The 20132-nt window shown below is 34.2% G+C and carries 16 protein-coding genes; 4 read left to right on the plus strand and 12 right to left on the minus strand.

Going from position 1 to position 20132, the window contains the following annotated elements:
- Positions 1-94 precede the first annotated feature (94 nt).
- The 5 genes from EGH73_RS01345 to rlmN all read right to left on the minus strand — a co-directional run bounded on the left by EGH73_RS01345 (position 95) and on the right by rlmN (position 5662).
- On the minus strand, positions 95-1375 hold the full coding sequence (locus EGH73_RS01345; RefSeq protein WP_123280334.1) for a replication-associated recombination protein A: 1281 nt from the start codon (positions 1373-1375) through the stop codon (positions 95-97).
- Between the two features lie 125 nt (positions 1376-1500).
- Positions 1501-2478, minus strand: coding sequence for a polyprenyl synthetase family protein (locus EGH73_RS01350; RefSeq protein WP_123280335.1), 978 nt, complete (start codon positions 2476-2478; stop codon positions 1501-1503).
- Between the two features lie 169 nt (positions 2479-2647).
- Positions 2648-3526, minus strand: coding sequence for a hypothetical protein (locus EGH73_RS01355; protein WP_123280336.1), 879 nt, complete (start codon positions 3524-3526; stop codon positions 2648-2650).
- A 49-nt stretch (positions 3527-3575) separates the two neighbouring features.
- Complete coding sequence (locus EGH73_RS01360; RefSeq protein ID WP_089767843.1) at positions 3576-4493, minus strand: sterol desaturase family protein; 918 nt, start codon at positions 4491-4493, stop codon at positions 3576-3578.
- 134 nt (positions 4494-4627) lie between these two features.
- Positions 4628-5662, minus strand: coding sequence for a 23S rRNA (adenine(2503)-C(2))-methyltransferase RlmN (gene rlmN, locus EGH73_RS01365; protein ID WP_123280337.1), 1035 nt, complete (start codon positions 5660-5662; stop codon positions 4628-4630).
- 320 nt (positions 5663-5982) lie between these two features.
- Between rlmN and EGH73_RS01370 the strand changes: the two genes are divergently transcribed.
- On the plus strand, positions 5983-8241 hold the full coding sequence (locus tag EGH73_RS01370) for a GAF domain-containing protein (RefSeq protein WP_148041668.1): 2259 nt from the start codon (positions 5983-5985) through the stop codon (positions 8239-8241).
- 3 nt (positions 8242-8244) lie between these two features.
- Here EGH73_RS01370 and EGH73_RS01375 read toward each other — a convergent pair whose 3' ends face one another.
- From EGH73_RS01375 to EGH73_RS01395, 5 genes are all read right to left on the minus strand, one after another.
- On the minus strand, positions 8245-8661 hold the full coding sequence (locus EGH73_RS01375; protein ID WP_123280339.1) for a PIN domain-containing protein: 417 nt from the start codon (positions 8659-8661) through the stop codon (positions 8245-8247).
- Positions 8661-8909, minus strand: coding sequence for a DUF6364 family protein (locus EGH73_RS01380; RefSeq protein WP_089767836.1), 249 nt, complete (start codon positions 8907-8909; stop codon positions 8661-8663). The genes EGH73_RS01375 and EGH73_RS01380 overlap by 1 nt, the downstream gene beginning before the upstream one ends.
- A gap of 120 nt (positions 8910-9029) precedes the next feature.
- Entirely contained in the window at positions 9030-9179 is a 150-nt protein-coding gene (locus EGH73_RS14370) for an NTF2 fold immunity protein (RefSeq protein ID WP_123280444.1), read from the minus strand.
- Entirely contained in the window at positions 9152-9430 is a 279-nt protein-coding gene (locus EGH73_RS01390) for a hypothetical protein (RefSeq protein WP_123280340.1), read from the minus strand. The genes EGH73_RS14370 and EGH73_RS01390 overlap by 28 nt, the downstream gene beginning before the upstream one ends.
- A gap of 21 nt (positions 9431-9451) precedes the next feature.
- Positions 9452-10654 carry a Pycsar system effector family protein gene (locus tag EGH73_RS01395; protein WP_123280341.1) on the minus strand — a complete coding sequence of 401 codons (1203 nt, stop codon included), beginning with the start codon at positions 10652-10654 and terminating at the stop codon, positions 9452-9454.
- A gap of 391 nt (positions 10655-11045) precedes the next feature.
- Here EGH73_RS01395 and EGH73_RS01400 point away from each other — a divergent pair, with 391 nt between their 5' ends.
- Positions 11046-14714, plus strand: coding sequence for a metallophosphoesterase (locus EGH73_RS01400; protein WP_123280342.1), 3669 nt, complete (start codon positions 11046-11048; stop codon positions 14712-14714).
- 11 nt (positions 14715-14725) lie between these two features.
- On the opposite strand, the gene EGH73_RS01405 is transcribed toward EGH73_RS01400, so the two are convergent.
- Positions 14726-15586: a hypothetical protein gene (locus EGH73_RS01405; protein ID WP_123280343.1), complete on the minus strand. Its 861-nt coding sequence runs from the start codon at positions 15584-15586 to the stop codon at positions 14726-14728.
- Positions 15587-15680: 94 nt separating this feature from the next.
- On the opposite strand from EGH73_RS01405, the gene EGH73_RS01410 reads away from it, so the two are divergent.
- Entirely contained in the window at positions 15681-16973 is a 1293-nt protein-coding gene (locus EGH73_RS01410; protein WP_123280344.1) for a DUF389 domain-containing protein, read from the plus strand.
- Positions 16974-17026: 53 nt separating this feature from the next.
- Here the strand turns inward: EGH73_RS01410 and queA are convergent, their stop codons facing one another.
- The gene (queA, locus tag EGH73_RS01415; protein WP_089767827.1) at positions 17027-18076 is read right to left on the minus strand and encodes a tRNA preQ1(34) S-adenosylmethionine ribosyltransferase-isomerase QueA; all 1050 of its coding nucleotides are present in this window, start codon (positions 18074-18076) and stop codon (positions 17027-17029) included.
- Positions 18077-18313: 237 nt separating this feature from the next.
- On the opposite strand from queA, the gene EGH73_RS01420 reads away from it, so the two are divergent.
- Complete coding sequence (locus tag EGH73_RS01420) at positions 18314-20128, plus strand: DUF349 domain-containing protein (protein ID WP_123280345.1); 1815 nt, start codon at positions 18314-18316, stop codon at positions 20126-20128.
- The last annotated feature ends 4 nt before the right edge of the window (positions 20129-20132 follow it).

Genomic DNA, 20132 nt, shown 5'->3' on the forward strand with positions numbered 1-20132 from the left:
AAAAATTAGTTGTCTTTGGCAAATATATTAAAAGGAATTTGAATTAATCTGTTTAAAAAAAATATTTAGGATTATTTAACGTAAACCACGATGTTTAGTAATATTTGTCTCCCCATTTGTCTTTGAGCTGTTCCTTGATTTTTTTCTCTGTAGAGTTATTAGCTGGATGATAAAATGTGGTGCCTTTGATGTCATCTGGCAAAAATTCCAAATCTACAAAGTTACCTTCGTAAGAATGCGCATATTGATAATCTTTGCCATAATCCAGATTCTTCATCAATTTGGTTGGTGCATTTCTGAGATGGAGTGGAACAGGAAGATTTCCGGTTTTTTTTACAAAAGCCATAGCTTCATTAATGGCGTTATAAGTCGAATTACTTTTTGGGGATACTGCAAGATAAACAGCGGTTTCGCTTAGGATAATTCGGGCTTCCGGATTTCCGATAACATTAATGGCCTGGAAACAATTGTTCGCTATTACCAAAGCATTCGGATTGGCTAAACCAATATCTTCTGCAGCAAGAATCATCATTCTTCGGGCAATGAATTTGATGTCTTCGCCTCCGACCAACATTCTGGCAAGCCAATAAACAGCGCCATTTGGGTCAGAACCTCGCATTGATTTTATGAAAGCTGAAATGATGTCATAATGTTGTTCTCCATTTTTATCATACAAAGCTATATTTTCCTGCAAAACAGAAAGTACATCTTTGTTAGATATTTTGTTTTTCTTAGCTGATTTGAATTGATTCAGAACCAATTCTATGGAATTAATCAACTTCCTCGCATCACCTCCCGAATATTGGATGAATGCTTCTTTTTCTTCGAGATAGAATTTGGTATTGTTGATTTCGTTGTATTTGGAAACGCTTATGTCTGCTAATTCTTCCAACTTTTCAAAAGTCAAGGCTTTTAAAATATAAACCTGTGAACGAGAAAGCAAAGCTGAAACCACTTCAAAACTTGGATTTTCTGTAGTTGCACCAATCAAAACAATCCAGCCTTTTTCAACCGCGTGAAGCAAAGAATCTTGCTGAGACTTGTTGAATCTATGAATTTCATCAATGAATAAAATCGGACTTTTTCCAGAAAAAAGATTCTGCTTTTTAGCTTCATCAATAATATCTCTTACATCTTTTACTCCAGCGGAAACTGCTGATAATTTGTAAAATTTTCTTCCAGATTTTTCAGAAATAATTTCTGCCAAAGTCGTTTTTCCAGTTCCCGGCGGACCCCAAAAAATAAGCGAATTGATGGTGTCATTTTCCAGCATTTTGCGTATCGTTCCATTTTTCCCAGTTAAATGTTCTTGGCCTAAAACATCATCGAGAGTTTTCGGGCGCAGGATTTCGGCAAGTGGCGAATTGTTCATAATTCAAAATTACGGAATTAAAATTTTCGGAGGAATTAAATTATACTAAAAACCCTTTCAAAGTTCTAAATTGACTTACGTCGAATCTTCGATTTCTGAAAGGGTTGATTTTTATTTTAATATAAATATTAAAGTTTTCTGCTAATCACGTAATCCAGCATCAGTTTCAGTGATTCTTTAGCTTCGTTATTAGGAAATTCAGCCAGAATGTCAAGTGCTTTTTGCTGATAATCTTTCATTGTTTTGATAGCATAATCCATTCCGCCGGAAGATTTCACAAATTCTACCAATTCACGCACTTTTTTAGAATCGTTATTATAACGCTTTATCGTTGCGAAATATTTTTTGTAATTCTCGGGACTTGCATTCTTCAAAGTATAGATCAAAGGCAAAGTCATCTTTTGTTCCTTGATGTCGATTCCCAAAGGTTTTCCAATGATGTTACTGGTTTGATAATCAAAAAGGTCATCCTTGATTTGAAAAGCCATTCCTGTATAAGTCCCAAATTCCTGCATTTTCTTCGCAGTTGCTTCGTCCACATTATTAGATAAAACGCCAACCTCACAGCAAGCAGCGATCAAAGTTGCTGTCTTCTGACGGATAATTTCGTAATAAACATCCTCCGTAATATCAAGCTTTCTGGCTTTTTCCAGTTGCAGCAATTCGCCTTCAGACATCTCCCGAATGGTTCTCGCAATCACAGAAAGTAAATCAAAATCCTTATTGTCTGTAGAAAGCAAAACCGATTTCGAAAGCAAATAATCGCCCACCAAAACCGCAATTTTATTCTTCCAAAGTGCATTGATGGAAAAGAAATTCCTGCGCTTAAAACTCTCATCCACAACATCATCGTGCACCAAAGTCGCTGTGTGAATTAGCTCAATCATACTGGCACCGCGGAAAGTTTTTTCGTTCACATTTCCCACCAGTTTTGCGCACAGAAACACAAACATCGGACGCATTTGTTTGCCCTTTGTGGTCACAATAAAACGCGTGACTTTGTCCAAAAGCGCCACATTACTTTTCATCGATTCATAAAACTTTTGTTCAAAAAGTTTCATTTCGTCAGAAATCGGAGCTTTGATTAGTTCTACTGTATTTGCCACTGTTTGCGTTTAAAATTATATTTTTGGAGCAAGACGATTGGATTTCTATTCACCATCCCAACCCGCTTTCCGTTGCAATCTTTTTTTCCAAAAAAGGATTTACACTGCAATCGGGGCTATGTTGAGGATTTGTCTGTCAGTTCACCCAAAAACTATTCAGCAAATATAATTATTCTAAATCTTTATACGAAATAAAATAGAGACTTTGAGGTACTTTTTTGATTTTGATATTAAAACGTTCTCCAGAAATATAAACGCCTTTTTCCGTCGCCGTAATGCCTTCGATTTGACCAATGGTAAAAGCTCTTCCCAAAGAAAACTTCTTCAAAGGCTTGTTGAAAAACAGGTTTTCGGTTTCATCTTTCTCAAAAATCATCATATAAACCGAAGCATTTTTGGTGTAGCCAACAACATAAAGTCTATTACCAAAAAAGGAAGCATCTGTCACCACAAACCCAGTTTCAAAAGTTTCTAGCTTTTTTGCTTGCTGATTTTCCTTTAGATTTTTGTCAATGACGTAATGCGAAACATTATTCGTAATCCATTCTTTCGTGAAAATATGAATACTTCCATCCAAGAAAATCATTGCTTCTGCATCGAAATTATTACTGATATTTTTTGGTGTAAAATCGTTTTGTTCAGGATAAAAGAACGGAATGGTTTTGATAGAATCTGCGATTATAGAATCATTTCTGAAAGGAATCTGATAAACTTTCAAATCTTTCCTCGTTCCCAAATTATTCCCGAATTCTCCAACATAAAAATTCTTGCCGTCATTGGTAATCGCTTCCCAATCAATATTTTTGTGTCCAGTTTGGAAAGTTTTTTTGATATAAGAACTTCCCGCTTTTATTTCAAAAATTTCGCTGGTGTTTCCGCTGTCGTTAAAGGAGAAAAGTCTTCCGTCGAGATTTGTCAGACCAGAAGATTCTTTTAAAGAATCACTGAGAACAGCGATTTTATATTTTTTTAAATTGAGTTTTTCAATTTTCTGTGCGAATCCCAAAAATGACATCAGCAAAAAATGAAGGATGAAAAGTTTTCTCATTTTAGTAAAAATTCAAAATAAAAAGTAAGTCCTAAATTTGAAATTAAGATTAATTTTTTGGCTTGTTTTTTTTCGCCCAATATTCCTTCTGATATTGTTTTACCGTTTTTCCGGTTCCATCGTGTCGCCAGCCGGGAGAATTAAAAAGGTAATTAAATCGATCGCTGATTGTTAGGTTAGGCTGTTTAAGATCTTGCCAGATTTTTCGCCATTCATAGAGTAGAGTAGTCATTGGTCCGTCATCAGGCATTTTGGGGTAGATACCGAATTTCACCGGTACTTTAGGATCTTCCGGCTCAAAAGTTCCGAATAATTTATCCCAAAAAATGAAAACCATTCCCATATTCCGGTCCAGATATTTGATGTTGCAACCGTGGTGAACTCTGTGGTGCGAAGGTGTTACTAAAATATATTCCAAGAATCCCATTTTTTTAATGGTTTGCGTATGAACCCAAGTTCCGTAAACCTGACCAACGGCGTAACAAACCATTACAGTCCAAGGATTGAAACCGAAAAATGCTAACGGTGAAAAGAATATATAGCGATACAATGGTTGGAAAACTGGACTTCTGAACCCTGTGGTCAGATTGAAAAATTCCGAATTGTGATGCGTTATATGAACGGCCCAAAAAACTCTGGAGCGATGGTCCGCCAGATGATGGAAATAATACGCCAAATCTGTTGCCAGAAAACATAAAACCCAATAATACCAGGTGCTAAGATTAAAATCAAAGATACGGTATTGGTAAAAGAAAAACATGACTGCCATCGCAAAAACCTTCATCAGCAGATCCAGCCCAAAGTTCATCAACGCAAGATAAATGTTCGTCGCTAGGTCCTTCTTGCTGTATAATTTGGCCTCCATGATATGGCTGTATATCATCTCTGCAAGGATGACTGTGGCATGAAGCGGAATCGCCCAGAAGTAAACACTTTCCAGTGCATTTTCACCAAAAATGAATTCCATTTTATTAATTTGTTAGGTTATAAAAAAGAGAAAAAAATTCTTATGTCGGTTTTGATAAACAAATTTACAATCTAAATTGCTATAAAATAACTAATAAAAGTTAAGTTAATAATAAAAATTAATTTAACAATTTGTTATTCAGAGGTTTTGTTCGCTAATTGTCCACAAGCCGCATCAATGTCGCCACCTCGGCTTTTTCTTACAACAATTGTTATTCCTGCTTTTTCCAGTTCACGGACATATTTTTGTTCAGCCTCAATACTTCTGTGGTCAAATTTTCCTTCACCAATCGGATTGTATTGAATCAAATTAACTTTGCTTGGAACTTGTCTGCAATATTTAATCAAAGCTTTGATATCTTCGTCTCCGTCGTTGATACCTTTCCAAACACAATATTCAAAAGTAATTGGAGAACCCGTTTTCTGATACCAATATTGAAGTGAATCCATAATATCTGTCAACGGAAATTTCTCAGAAAATGGCATTATTTCGTTTCGTTTGTGCTCGATTGCGGAGTGAAGAGAAAGTGCTAATTTTACTTTCAGTTCCTCATCAGCCAGCATTTTTATCATCTTCGGAATTCCGGATGTTGAAACGGTGATTCTTCTTGGCGACATTCCCAAACCTTCCGGTTTTGTGATTTTATTAATCGCTTCCACCACGTTTTTGTAATTCATCATCGGTTCGCCCATTCCCATAAACACGATGTTTGTGAGCGGTCTGTCAAAATATAATTTACTTTGACGGTCAATCAGCGCCACTTGGTCAACAATTTCTGCAACTTCCAGATTTCGCATCCGTTTGAGTTTGGCGGTTGCACAGAATTCACAATTTAATGAACATCCAACTTGTGAAGAAACGCAGGCTGTACTTCTGGATTCAGTAGGAATCAAAACGGATTCTACCATCAGTCCGTCGTGAAGTTTTACGCCGTTTTTTATCGTTCCGTCAGAAGATTTTTGTAGTAAATCAACAGCAATCGGATTGATGAAAAAATCACGTGAAAGATTATCACGAAGATTTTTAGGAAGATTTGTCATCTCATCAAAAGAATGCAGATTCTTGCTCCAAAGCCAATCATAAACCTGCTTGGCACGAAACGGCTTGTCACCAATTGTGCTGAAGTAATCTTTGAGTTGATCTAGGGAAAGTGTGCGGATATCTTTCAATGTATTCTGAAAATTTTTGCAAAGATACGTTTAATGTAACAATTTTAAAATCTAATAATGAAACGATAGATATATCTAATAATCTTGAAATTATTTTAAATTTAAAAGATAATTTCTAAGCTATGTCTCAGATTGATAATAGATTAAAATTTAATTTTTTTAAATTATGAAATTAAATTAAAGTATTAGGAATCATCATTCGACTTTACTAATATATTCATAATTATTACATTTGCATTGATTTTTACCCGATGAAGTTTCAAACCTTTTACGATAGCCCATTCATACTGAATTTTTCCTTTGAAAAACTGATTCAAAAAATGGAAGCAGAAGCTTCTGATGATCCAGAATATGCACTTTCACATCAGAAGATTTTGGAAAAGACGAAAGAGTTTCCAGAACTTATAAATGGCATCAAGAATCTTGATTTCTTCAAGAAAAATGAAACATTGATGAAAGAACTTTTGAGAGACCTTTTCCCACCAATGTTGACAGGAAACGAAATCAAAGCTATTAGTTTCCCATTTTATAATTTCTTTTTCAATCCTACGCAGCGTTTTCAAAATATTCTTAAAAATGCAGGAGAAAACTTTGATATGTTCATCAAAGGTCTTGACCCGCATCGCTTTTATGTGATGAGTTGTTGCCTTATTCTGAGGGATTTTTATAATGTTCCGCTCAATTTTTCAATGCCTTTTATTTTCGATATTCCGAATGAAGAAGGTGTTGTAAATCATTATCGTTTTCTGAATAATATTGATTTCATCGATGTTAATCCATTGGAAAATTTCAAGAGATTAACAGAAGAGGAGATTGCAGAATTGCTGGATAATTTTGAAGATTACGAATTGTGGAAAGAAAAATTCCCCTCAAAAAGTTGGGAACTGAAAGGTTTTGCTGTGGTTAATTTCTTTGATGCAACAACGGAAATTGCCGTTTCTAATCTCAAAACTAAGCTTATTAATCTTGAAGATGATGAAAACCTAAAACCAGAATTGAACAAAATCTTCCGATCGATTTTTCAGGTTCCTGATTTGGAATTAGGATATACGTCAATCAACCACGAAGAAAATAAATTTGTGAAAACGCCTGTCAATAGTGTGATTGATAGTTTTATTCTCTCAGGATTCAACCATTCTAAAAATGAATTGCTTTGCGAAAAGAATTTCAATGCGTTGGTAGAATCCAGAAAATATTTCAGCATTTCTGATTTTGAAAAGATTTACAAAGAGTTTCCGGACAGTGATTTTGCAAAACAATTCTACGACGCTGGAATCAAAAGTGCGATTTTTGCTCCAATTATAAAGAATAAAAAAGTTCTCGGAATTATCGAACTCGTTTCCAGAAAAAAAATGCTGAACAGCATCAATGCTCAAAAAATGGAAATTGTAATGCCTTATCTGGAAGATACGATGGACAGGCTTTATGACGGCATTGAGACGAGAATCCAAGCGATTATCCAAAGAGAATACACTTCGATACATCCAAGTGTTTATTGGAAATTCCGTCAAGAAGCAGAACGTCATATCGGTTTTTACAGAGAAGAATTTGATTTGCCCTACAGAAAAATCACTTTCGAATATCTGACACCACTTTTTGGACAAACCGATATTAGAAATTCTTCGGTTTCCAGAAATCTGGCGATTAAAAAAGATCTAGAAATCAATCTGATGATGATTTCTGAGGTGTTCAAAAAATTGAGTTCTGATAATGATTTGGAAGAAATTAATCAGAAATTAATTCAGTATCAAAACCTTCTGAATAACGATTTAAAAGCCGATACGGAAAGTCAGGTTCAGAATTTTATTTTGTTCGAGGTTCATCCGTTGTTGGAATCAATCAAACTTCAGAATATCAATTATAATCAAATCATTACAGATTATCACAAACAACTGGATTCTAAAACCGGATTGGTTTACAACTTCCGTAAGAAATTTGATGATAGTTTGTCTTCCATCAATAAAAGTTTGGCTGATATTCTGGACAAAAGACAGGAAGAGCAACAACATAGATTTCCGTTTTATTACGAGCGTTTCAAGACGGACGGTGTTGAACATAATATGTACATTGGTTCTTCAATTGAACCAAATTTGACTTACGATCCGATTTTTCTGAAAAACCTTCGTCTATGGCAATTGCGAGTGCTTTGTGAAACAGAAATCGAATATGCAAAACACAAAGACCGATTGGCTTATCCTTTGGATGTTGCGTCTCTAATTTTGGTTTACAGTACGCCAATCAGTATTCGTTTCAGAATGGATGAAAAACGTTTTGATGTGGACGGAAGTTATAATGCGCGCTACGAAATGATTAAAAAACGTATCGATAAATCTTTGGTTAAAAACTCCGATGAACGCATCACGCAATCTGGAAAAATAAGCATTATCTATTCTCAGGAAAGAGAACGCGAAGAATATCTGAAATTGATAAAAATCCTTCAAAATCAAAATATTCTGGAAGCTAATATTGAAGAACTGGATGTTGAAGATTTACAAGGAATTAATGGACTAAGAGCTCTGCGTGTTGCTGTGAATTATAAAGCTGAGAAAGTGGAGTATGATTTTGTGGAAGTTCTCTAAATTCTAAGCTAAAGTTTTTAAATAAGTTTCTGGAGTCATTATTGATAAACTGCTGGTTTTATAATCTTTGATATTTCTGGTTACGATGATTGTGATGTCTTTTTCCATCTGTGCTGAAAAATTCTGCAGAGCATCTTCAAAATCCTTGAAATCAGAATCTAAAGCATTTTGAACAGCTTGTCTATCTGTGACTGAAATATCTAATATCAATAATAAAGATTTTAAACTCTCAATCACTTTTTCGTGTTTAGCAGATTTTCTTAATAGATAATAAATATTGCTAAGCATTATAGCTGTTACAAATCCTTTTATTTCTCCTTTTTCGCAAAGGCTAAGCAGTTTGGCACTATCGTCAGAAAAAGGTTTTCTATCAAAAAGAAAATCCAAAATAACATCGGTGTCAATGAGTATATGATGCATTATAAATATTTTTCGGACAAACGATTTCCTAATTCTTTTTTGTAATCAAAATCTTTTGGAGCTTTAAAAGAACCTTTCAAAGAGTCCACGATTGGTGTAGTTTCCTTCGGCTCCGAAGGCTCTTCTTTTGTTAAAGCTTTTAAATAATTTTCAATCAAATCAGAAAGGCTTCTTTCTTTTTTGCGAGCATATTTTTTTGCTTTTTCAATAACAGATTGTTCTATGGTAAGTGTTAGTTTTGTGTTCATTATTAATAGATTGGCTAAACAAATATACTGAAAATAATTATAACACGTGTTTTTGCGTTTTTTATTATACGTGTTAGATTTAAGAGGAAGTGGAGTATGATTTTGTGGAAGCTTTGTAAATTATTCTCCGTGTGTTATTTTTATTATTTTACCATTTTTTGAATTCAAAATAATTAGAAAAACACCACCGATTTCTGCTTTCTTTTTTGTTCCATTTATAATCCAATAACTATCTTGGAATACTAAATTATATGGTCGTTGTCTTTTGATATTTTTTCACCATAAGTATTAAAAAGAATATTTTCTGCAATGTCAACGGCATTCTTAGCGTCATTAATAGGTTTTGGAGGATAATTTAATCTTTGTTCTGAAAATGTTTCATTATTCAATATTGTTTTTTTTAATTCAGAATTTGAATATTCACGATTTTGATTCAATATAAATCTTTCATCTGAGCCGATTTTATCAGAACAGGATAAATTTAAAATCGCTATTAATACTAAACAAAATTTTCTAACCACTTATATAGATATAGATAATAACTAAACCGTAACATTCCTAAAAGCCACAACAAAAGCCACCACAGAAGCAATAATTCCGATTGTGAAAACTGTGTAAGTTAGCCTTAATAAAGTATATTTTCTGTTCAGAACCACACCAAGATAATAGAGGTCTTTTATCATCGTATCGTAGAGATATTGGCGGTCTTTCATCATTTCTTTCATTGCCCAAAGATATTCTTCCAAAGGCATTTTGTAGAAGTTTCCAAAGAATAGGAGATTCACTTTTTTTTCTTCGATTTCCTTTCTGGTAAATGTTCCGCTGGAGACTTTTGGTCTTGTGGACATTATTGCGAGAATAATACAAGCCACACTAAACATAATCATCACAAATGAAGGAATTACAAGATGAGCATTTCTCGGCGCGTCTAGTTTTGGAATCAGTGTTGACAAAGCAATAGAAATAATAATAGCATTGACAGAAAGTAGTATATTTGCTTTGCTGTCAGCAATTTGGCTCAGTTTTGTGTGATTATTGAGTGTGATTCTGAACATTGTTTCGATTCCTCTTTCCGGAGACTCCAGTTTTTCCAGTTTCTTTTTGTTCAGAAGTGCTTTATCTTTTTCCAGACTGCTTTTTTCTTTTTTCTCTTCCTTTATATTTTTGATGGACGAAAGTATTTTTTCAACATTTTTTTCCTTTTCAGGCTGCCAATTTTCTTTAGCGAATTTGGTATAGAATTGATGCTTGGCAAAAAAAGTAATATTCAGTTCCGCCCATTGCAGTTTACTGAATTTTTGATGATGAACTTCCTTGATTTCCTGTCTCAGATTCTCACAAATTCTGAAATAATCATCCGAAGCCAAATGATACATATCCGCATCTTTTATGATTTCTTCCAGATGATTTTTTGGTTTGTAGAATTTGTCTGTAGCCAAAATCAATTCTCCGATTTTCGCAATTCTTTCTTCAGGAAACCGATGTTGTTTTAAAAAGTCAGAAGCAATTTTTCTGCTTTCTTCCTCGTGATTATCAGCATCATCTACATAACCCAAATCGTGAAACCAACCTGCCAGAATCAGATTTTCTGTGTCTTCGGGACCAACGTTTTCTTCTTTTGTAAGGATTTTTATTTTATCAACAACCTGAATCGTATGTTCCAGATTGTGATAAGTATAAGCAGAAGATAATCTATCTTTGAATAAATTTTTAATGTAATCTTCCGAGATTTTCAAAATATCCATAAAGGCAATTTACAACAAATTTAAGAAAGTATAATGGCTTTTAAATTTTTAATTTTGTTAAATATTATTAGAGTTTTAGTAATTTTATCAATATTTATTCAAAAACATTAAACTGACTTTGTTTAGAAGTTTGTTTTAAAAATTAAAAACCACATAGACACATAGAAAAAATAATTATTTGTTTTTTTAAAGATAAAATAAAAATAAATGGCTAGCTATTTTATCTTTATAAATAGTAAAAACTATGTGCCTATGTGGTTAATAAATAAATTTAGAAGGCTCTAACTAAGTTTATTTATTTTAATAATAAGTGTGAGGTTTTAAGCACCAAAATATCGGTAGAAAACCAAAAAAAGAATCTAATAAAGGTGCGAAGCGCCGAAATATAAAAATGAAGAACATCTATTATTTCTTTCTAATTTCATTGACTACAATTTCCTGCTCAGTTCAACAAGCTGATTACGGAAAAAATGTCAAGAATTTTGAAAAGATTTCAACCATAAAAGACAGCATCATTCATACATTTTATTTGGTTGGTGATGCTGGGAACCTTGACCAAGACGAAGCTTTCCATAATATGAACATTCTGAAAGATTCATTGTCCAAAGCTTCTGAAAATAGCACACTAATTTTTCTCGGCGATAATATCTATCCAGCAGGAATGCCAAAAAAAGAAGATAAAGAAAGAGGTTTGGCTGAGAAAAAAATGGATAACCAAATTTCATTATCCAATCAATTCAAAGGAAAAACGATTTTCATTCCCGGAAATCACGATTGGTACAACAACGGGATTAAAGGTCTGAAGCGAGAAGAAGATTATGTCATAGAAAAGTTAGGCGACAAATCTGCTTTCGCACCAAGAAACGGTTGTCCCATCGAAACCAGAAAAATCAACAAAAAACTAACTTTGATTCTCGTGGATACAGAATGGGTTTTAGCCAATTGGGACAAAAATCCTGGCATCAATGAAAAATGTGACATCAAAACCCGAGAAGATTTCTACTCAGAATTCGAAGACCAATTGAATAAAAATCAAAACAGAACAATTGTCGTTGCAACGCATCATCCTTTGGTTACAAACGGTTCTCACGGCGGATATTACTCTTGGAAAAAGCAGGTTTTTCCTTTGGAAAATAAAATTCCTCTTCCAATTTTAGGTTCCATCATCAATTTAACAAGAGCAACCGGTGGGATCACGCATCAGGATATCAGTAATCAGAATTATAAAAACTTGTCCGATAGACTCAAAACTTTGATTAGCGGACGAAAAAATGTAGTTGTAGTTTCTGGCCACGACCACAATCTGCAATACATCGAGCAAGGTGATATCAGGCAAATCATCAGCGGAGCAGGCTCCAAAACCGAATCTGCAAAAGCCGTTAAAGAAAATGATTTCTCATTCGGAAAGAATGGTTATGCTGAATTGAAAATTTCAAAATCTGGAAATGCAGAAGTGAGTTTTTATAACCTTAATCCTGAAAAATCAGAATTGTTATTCAGAAAAACGGTTCTTGGAACCGAAGAAAAAACTTCCAAAGATTACCCGAAAAACTTCTCGGAATATACAAAGGCTTCAGTCTATGATTCATCAATGACCAAGAAAAGTAAACTCTACGAATTTCTTTGGGGAAAACATTACAGAGATTATTATTCTAAGAAAGTCGATGTTAAGAACCTAGGTCTGGACACACTTTTCGGAGGTGTGAAAACCGATAGAGCAGGAGGTGGACATCAAACCAAATCACTTCGTTTGGAAACCAAAACAGGAAATGAGTATGTAATCAGAGCACTCAAAAAAAGTGGTGTTAGATTTTTGCAGGCTGTTGCGTTCAAAAATCAATATGTAGTAGATGATTTTGATGGAAGTTATGCAGACAAATTTTTGCTTGATTTTTATACAACTTCTCATCCTTACACACCTTTGGCAATTGGTGAAATGTCAGATAAATTGGGAATTCGTCATACAACACCTGAACTTTTTTACATTCCGAAACAGAAGACTTTGAAAAATTTCAATGAGACTTTTGGTGACGAATTGTATTATCTCGAAGACAGACCAATGGAAACTGAAGAAAATCCAAATAAAGTTATCGGAACTGATGAAGTCATCCTGAATCTTGCCAAAGATGAAAAGTATAAAATGGATGAAAAAGCTTGGATAAAAGCACGTTTGTTCGATATGTTGATTGGCGATTGGGACAGACATCACGACCAATGGAAATTCGAAGCTAAAAAAGAAAACGGAGATGTGATTTACAGCCCGATTCCGAAAGACAGAGACCAAGCATTTTCAAAATATGATGGATTGATTTTGTCTTTGGTAATGAGAATTCCTGATTTGAGACATATGCAAGGATTTGATAATAAAATCAGAGATATTAAATGGTTCAATCGCGAACCTTATCCTTTGGATCTAGCTTTTACAAAAAATTCTAGTGAAAAAGATTGGTTGGAAGTTGCCGATTTTATTCAAAATAATTTAACTGAAAATGATATCAGAAAAGCATTTGAAAATTTGCCGAAAGAAACTCAGGATAAAGTTTCCGAAGATTTGATTCAGAAATTGTTGATTCGTAAAGGTGATTTGAAAAAATATGCTTCGGATTATTTTAGATTCTTGGAAAGAAAAGTGATGCTGACAGGAACGGATAAAAAGGATAAAATTATTGTCACAAGATTGCCAAACAACGAAACCGAAATCAAAATCTATCGTTTGAAAAAATCAGGTGAAGAATTGGAATCTTCCAAAATTTATTCAGGAAAAGAAACCAAAGAAATCTGGATTTATGCGCTTTCTGATGATGACGAATTTGTTGTGGAAGGAAAACCAAAATCGAGTATCAAAGTTAGATTATTAGGCGGTTTGGATGAAGATAAATACACAGTTTCCAATGCTAAAAACTTGAGAATCTATGATTACAAAAGCAAGAAAAATAACTTTGAAAATAAAGGAAAAGCTAATGTAACTTTAACCGACGATTACGATATCAATCAATATAATTACAAAAAACCGAAATATAACAGCACTTTGGTAATGCCAAATTTGGGTTTCAATCCTGATGATGCGCTTTCTTTTGGAGTTGTCGGAACTTATATTGTGAACAATTTTGTGCAAAATCCTTTTTCTCAAAAACATCAGTTAAAAGCCAATTATTTTACAGGAACCAAAGGTTACGAGTTGGCTTACCAAGGCATTTTTCCGCAGTTGACAGGCGGATGGTTTTATGGTTTAGATGCGAGAGTTACGAGTTCGCATTACATCAGAAATTTCTACGGAATAGGGAACGAAACTGTTAATTTGAATGAAGAATTTGGAAATCGATTTACGAATGTTAGAGCGAAAGAATTAGGCGTTTCACCCTCTATAAATTGGGAAAAAAATGCGGTGATGTTTTCAGCAAAGTTGAATTATGAAACGTTGAAAGTTGACAGAACGGATAACCGTTACGTTTCAATTCCTGGTATAGTAAATGCTGATGTTTTTGATACAAAACAGTTTGGAGGTGCGGAATTGAAATTCGTGTTCGAAAATTATGATAGCAAAGCCAACCCAAAGCTGGGAATGAAATTTGACATTACCTCTGGCTGGAAAATTAATCTTGAGGATGGGAAAAGGCAGTTGCCATATCTGGAAACAGGTATTGGATTTATGCATTATGTAACCAGTGATCAAAAGCTTGTATTTTCTTCCTATGCTAAGGCAAAATGGCTGCTAAGTAATGATTATGAATTTTACCAGATGTCTACATTGGGCGGGAATAAAAATCTTCGCGGATTCCGTTTCAACAGATTTTACGGGAAAAACTCTTTTTATAATTCTAGCGATCTTCGTTACGATATAGGTAAATTGAATAATTCATTTTTGCCGGTTGGTTATGGTATTTTCGGAGGTTTTGATATTGGTAGAGTTTGGAATCCTGGTGAGATTTCTGACAAATGGCATAGTGCTTATGGTGGCGGTGTTTGGATTAATATGATGGATATAGTGTCAGTCAATGCATCCTATTTTCAATCTGTAGATGGTGGAAGAGTAATGCTGAGTCTGGGCGGAACATTTTAAAATGATTCTATTTATTTCAACTTCAATTGATAAAGATTTCCAGAAGATTTCTTACTACCTTCATCGGTCATCAAAATTGTATTTTCATCTTTGAAACACAAACCTTCTTTTTGTGTATGATGATTTAATTCAATTTTTTCGACTTTTCCGGATAGGAAATTGTTGCCTTTCCAATTGGTGAAAATCCAAATTTTATCTGAGCTTAAAATCGCCACTTTATCTTTATTTGGGCTGATATCTGCACTTGTCACAGCACAATTATTGAATTGTTCACAAGTCACAAAACTTCCGATTTTCTTGGCGGGTAATTTCTGAGCTGAATTATTTTCAACTTCATATAAAACAGTTGTCCCGTCAAATTTCGAGCTTCTGTTTTTTGTGAAAAGATAAAATTTGTTGTCATGGATAAAGAAAGATTCTACATCAAAAATCCGGTCTTTTTTCTTTGGCGGAAATTCTGTTTGCTCGGGATAATAAAACTGAACAATAGATTCTGCTTTAGTTTCATCTTTATTAAGGTCAGCAGCGTTGATTTTATAAATGGCTAAGTTCTGTCTTTCGTTATCATTATTTCCAAAATCTCCGATATAAATATTGCCTTCATCATCAGAAGTGAGATCTTCCCAATCGTTATTTTCAACATTGGTGATTCTGATTTTCTTTTGCAGTTCGCCTTTTTCATTGACACCAAAAAGAATATTATGATTATGATTGTCTTCAATTGTCCAAATCAAAGGCGAAGCTTTTGAGATTTCACAAGCCGAAGCTTCTTTCAGTTTTTTTGGAAGGTTTGCCAATGTTGAAAAATTTTCCTGAGTCTGGGAACAGGAAAATGTGATGGATAATAATGCTAAAAAAGAAAGTGCTTTCATAGGATGAAATTACAAAAAATTGCAGAATCATAATTGGAATACTGATTAATATTTATTTGCCAGTTTTTTCTTATTTTAATTGAAATTTTAGAAAATGAAACTTACAGATTTTTTTAATCTTCATATTGGAGAAGAAGAACCTAAGAAAGTATTGGAAAATGTCATAGCCAATATCTCTTTCAGAGGCGCTTCTCTTTGGATTTTGGCTTGCGCAATACTGATAGCTTCGGTTGGTCTGAATGTTAATTCAACTGCCGTTATTATTGGTGCGATGCTGATTTCTCCTTTGATGGGACCTATTGTGGGCGCAGGTTTTGCTTTGGCAACTTACGACTTCGTATTGCTTAAAAAATCGGGAAAAAACCTGTTGATTGCTACGGTTGTGAGCTTGTCGGTTTCAGCAGTCTACTTTTATATCAGTCCATTTAAAGAAGTGCAGTCTGAACTTTTGGCGAGAACATCGCCGAATATTTATGATGTTCTTATAGCTTTCTTTGGTGGGATCGTTGGTGCCATTTCGATTACCCGAGTCGAAAAAGGAAATCCAATTCCAGGTGTAGCAATTGCCACGGCACTTATGCCGCCCCTTTGCACAGCGGGATTTGGTCTTGCAACTTTTAATTTTACTTTTTTTGCAGGTGCATTTTATCTTTATATCATCAATTGTTTTTTTATCTGTATTTCTACATTTTTTATCATCAAGTTTCTGAATTATCAACCTGTAAAATGGACCAATAAAATCTATGAAAGACGTATCAAATACGGTATTTCTTTTTTGATATTAGTGATGATAATTCCTAGCTTTTATCTGGCTTATAATCTGTTGAATCAGAAAAAGTTTTCTGAAAATGTAGAAAGATATATTTCTTCTGAGTTTACAGACAAAGGCTACACGATGATTTATAAAAAGTTAAGCTATAACAGTAATCCCAGAAAGATTGAACTCGCTTTCCTTTCTCAGAAATTTGACAGTTTAACGTTAAAAAGATTGAACAAGGATTTGGAAATTTTTGGGTTGAGCAATACTGAATTAATTATCAAGCAAGACGCTTCTGATATCAAATCGGAAATTTTGAAGGAAATCAATTTGCAAAACACTAATATATCCGAAAAGGATTTGAAAATTAATGAGCTTCAGACCGCGCTCAGCGAGTATCAAATCAATAATCCGGAACTGGTATCAGAAATCAATATCTTATTTCCTGAGATCCAGAATGTAGCTTTCGGGAAAATGCAGGATTTTGTAACAAAAGATTCTGTGACTGTAAAGACTTATCTTATTTATAAATCAGATAAAAATATTGATGAAAACAGACTAAGACTTTGGCTGGAAAATAAAATGAAAACCAAAAATTTGATTTTAATTAAAAATGGCAGTGATAAATAAAAAAAATGCACAACTTTGACAGTTGTGCATTTTTTTTTAAGTTTATTTAAATCCTAAAGAATCAGCATTGCGTCTCCGTAAGAATAGAATTTATATTTTTCCTTCACAGCTTCTTCATAAGCTCTCATGATGAAATCTTTATTGGCAAAAGCAGCAATCATCATAATAAGAGTAGACTTCGGCGTGTGGAAGTTGGTAATCATTGCATTCGCAACACCAAAATCGTGTGGCGGATAGATGAATTTGTTTGTCCAGCCTCTGTAAGCCGATATTTTTTTGTTAGAAGAAACAGATGTTTCCAAAGCTCTCATTGTAGTTGTTCCAACGGCGCAAACTCTGCGTCCTTCTTCTACAGCTCTGTTGATGATCTCAGCATTTTTCTCGTCAATGATAGCTTCTTCAGATTCCATTTTGTGCTTGGACAGATCTTCCACTTCAATTGGATTGAAAGTTCCTAAACCAACGTGAAGTGTGATTTCTGCAAAATCAATTCCTTTGATCTCCAGTCTTTTCATCAGATGTTTTGAAAAGTGCAAACCAGCAGTTGGCGCCGCCACAGCACCTTCTACTTTTGCGTAGATTGTCTGATATCTTTCTGCATCTTCTGGCTCTACCTCTCTTTTGATGTATTTTGGAAGTGGTGTTTCTCCAAGTTCTGTCAGTTTTGCACGGAATTCTTCGTAAGAACCATCAAACAAGAATCTCAATGTTCTTCCTCTAGAAGTTGTGTTGTCAATAACTTCTGCAACCAAAGATTCATCTTCTGTAAAGAATAATTTATTCCCGATTCTGATTTTTCTTGCAGGATCTACCAAAACATCCCAAACACGAGTTTCAGCATCTAGTTCTCTCAACAAGAAAACTTCAATCTTAGCTCCTGTTTTTTCCTTGTTGCCGTATAATCTTGCAGGAAAAACTTTTGTATTGTTAAAAATGAAAAGGTCTTTTTCATCAAAATAATCAATAACATCTTTGAATAAACGGTGCTCTATGGTTTCTGTTTTTCTGTCCAGAACCATTAATCTTGCTTCGTCACGGTTTTCTGATGGATGTTCTGCCAATAGTTCAGGTGGCAGATTGAAATTAAAATCAGATGTTTTCATAAAATTTACGGATTTTACTTTTTTGCAGGATAACCTGCAGTTAAAAAATTTGGAAGTGCAAAGATACAACATCACAATGCGATTGTCAAGTAATTATCAATATTTAGAAAAGATATTTGGAATGGGAATCATTTAGATAACTTTTTTTATAAATTATTTATCAGATTTGGTTTTATCTACTAAAAACAATTAAATTAGTGCAATAAAAAGTTGTTTTGTCAATTAATTTGCTTTGTTATGAATATCGAAAACGAAAATCCTGAGAATGAAAATGCAAACCCAGAAATCAATTCTACTGAAAATCAGACTGTAAAAGCGACGGCTGAACCATTGCATTCAGATTCAGAATCAGAAACCGAAAAGCCTGAAACCGAAATTACAGAAGAAGATTTTTCTCATCTTTCTATCAGTGAAACGTTGGATGAAATGGAAAAAATTGTTAATAAAGATGATACTTCATCATTTTCCAAACAATTCAGCAGTCTTCGGGATCACGCCAATCATAAAATTGCAGATGAAACTGAAGATAAAAAACACGATTATCTGGAACAGGGTAATCCCGAAGAACATTTCGAATTCCATCATCCGGAATCGTCAAGACTTTCCGCTTTGGTGAACATATTTAGGGAAAAACAAGATAAATTCCACAAGCAGCAGGAAGCAGAACATCATCAAAATCTCGAAGAACGTTTGGCTATTATCGAAAGGCTGAAGAATCTCTATACATCTTCCGAGCCTGGCGTTAATCTTTTCAAAGCGATCAGGGAAATCAAAGAAGCCTGGGGAAATGCTGGCCAGGTTGCCAAATCAGAATTTAAAAATCTCAACAATAATTATTTCCATCATCTTAAAATGTTTAACGAGATGTTGGATCTCAATAAAGAATACCTGGAGCAGGAGTTTGCTCATAATCTTGAAAAAAGACAGCATATCATCCAGAGAGCAAAGGAACTTCTGGATGAGAATGTGGTTCAGAAAGCACTCAATGAGCTCCAATATCTTCATAAACTCTGGAAGGAAGAAGCGGAACCTGTGGCAGAAGAATTTCGGGAAAAGACTTGGGAAGAGTTCAAAGAGATTTCTAATAAAATCCACGAGAGAAAAGCTGAGCTAATTGCCGTGATGGAATCCGATCAGCAGGAAAATCTAGATAAGAAAAACCGGATAATCGAAGAACTTAAAAAGCTTTCAAACCCGGAAAATATAAATCATACCTACTGGCAGGAAGCTATTAAAAAAGTTGAAGATCTGAGAGCTGATTTCCTTAAAATTGGCGCTGTTCCAAAAAAAATATCGAATCAAAACTGGACAGATTTTAAGCAGGCTTTGCGCGATTTCAACGCTGCGAAAAATGATTTCTATAAAAATTTGAAAGGTTCGCAAATTCATAATTTGGAAGAAAAAATAAAACTTATAAAAACAGCGGAAGATAACATGAACTCCGAAGATTGGGAAATTGTGGTTCCACTGTTCAAAAAACTTCAAGAGGACTGGAAAAAGATTGGACACGTTCCAAGAAGCCAGGCCAACAAAGTCTGGGATGATTTCCGAAATGCTTGCAATCATTTTTTCAAAAACTACCGAGAGAAAAACAATGCTACAGGTGATAACTGGAAAGAAAACTATAAAAATAAAAAAGCACTTCTAGATCAACTGAAAGAACTGATGCAGGAAGAGGGTTCTGTTGAAAAAATAGAGAATATAAAAAATGCCTGGAATGCTATTGGAAAAGTGCCAAAGGATAAATTAGCGATTAATACTGAATTCAATAAAACACTGAGAGAAAAGCTGAAACTCAATAAAATCAATGAGTTCGATCTGAAAGAAGAAAATCTCTCCGAAAGTCAGCTAACTGATAAAGCAAGAAAGATCAAAAATCAGATTGCGGATCTAGAAGCGGAAGTGGTACAGCTGGAAAATAATCTTGCATTCTTCAGTTCACCATCACGAGATAATCCTTTACTGAAAGAAACTTACGAAAATCTAGACAGCAAAAAAGAACAGGTAGAAAGCCTGAAACTATCTCTTCATAACATTATTGCCGGAGAATAATTCT

It is taken from the genome of Epilithonimonas hominis (assembly GCF_003730015.1).
In the GTDB taxonomy this organism is placed as follows: Bacteria; Bacteroidota; Bacteroidia; order Flavobacteriales; family Weeksellaceae; genus Epilithonimonas; species Epilithonimonas hominis.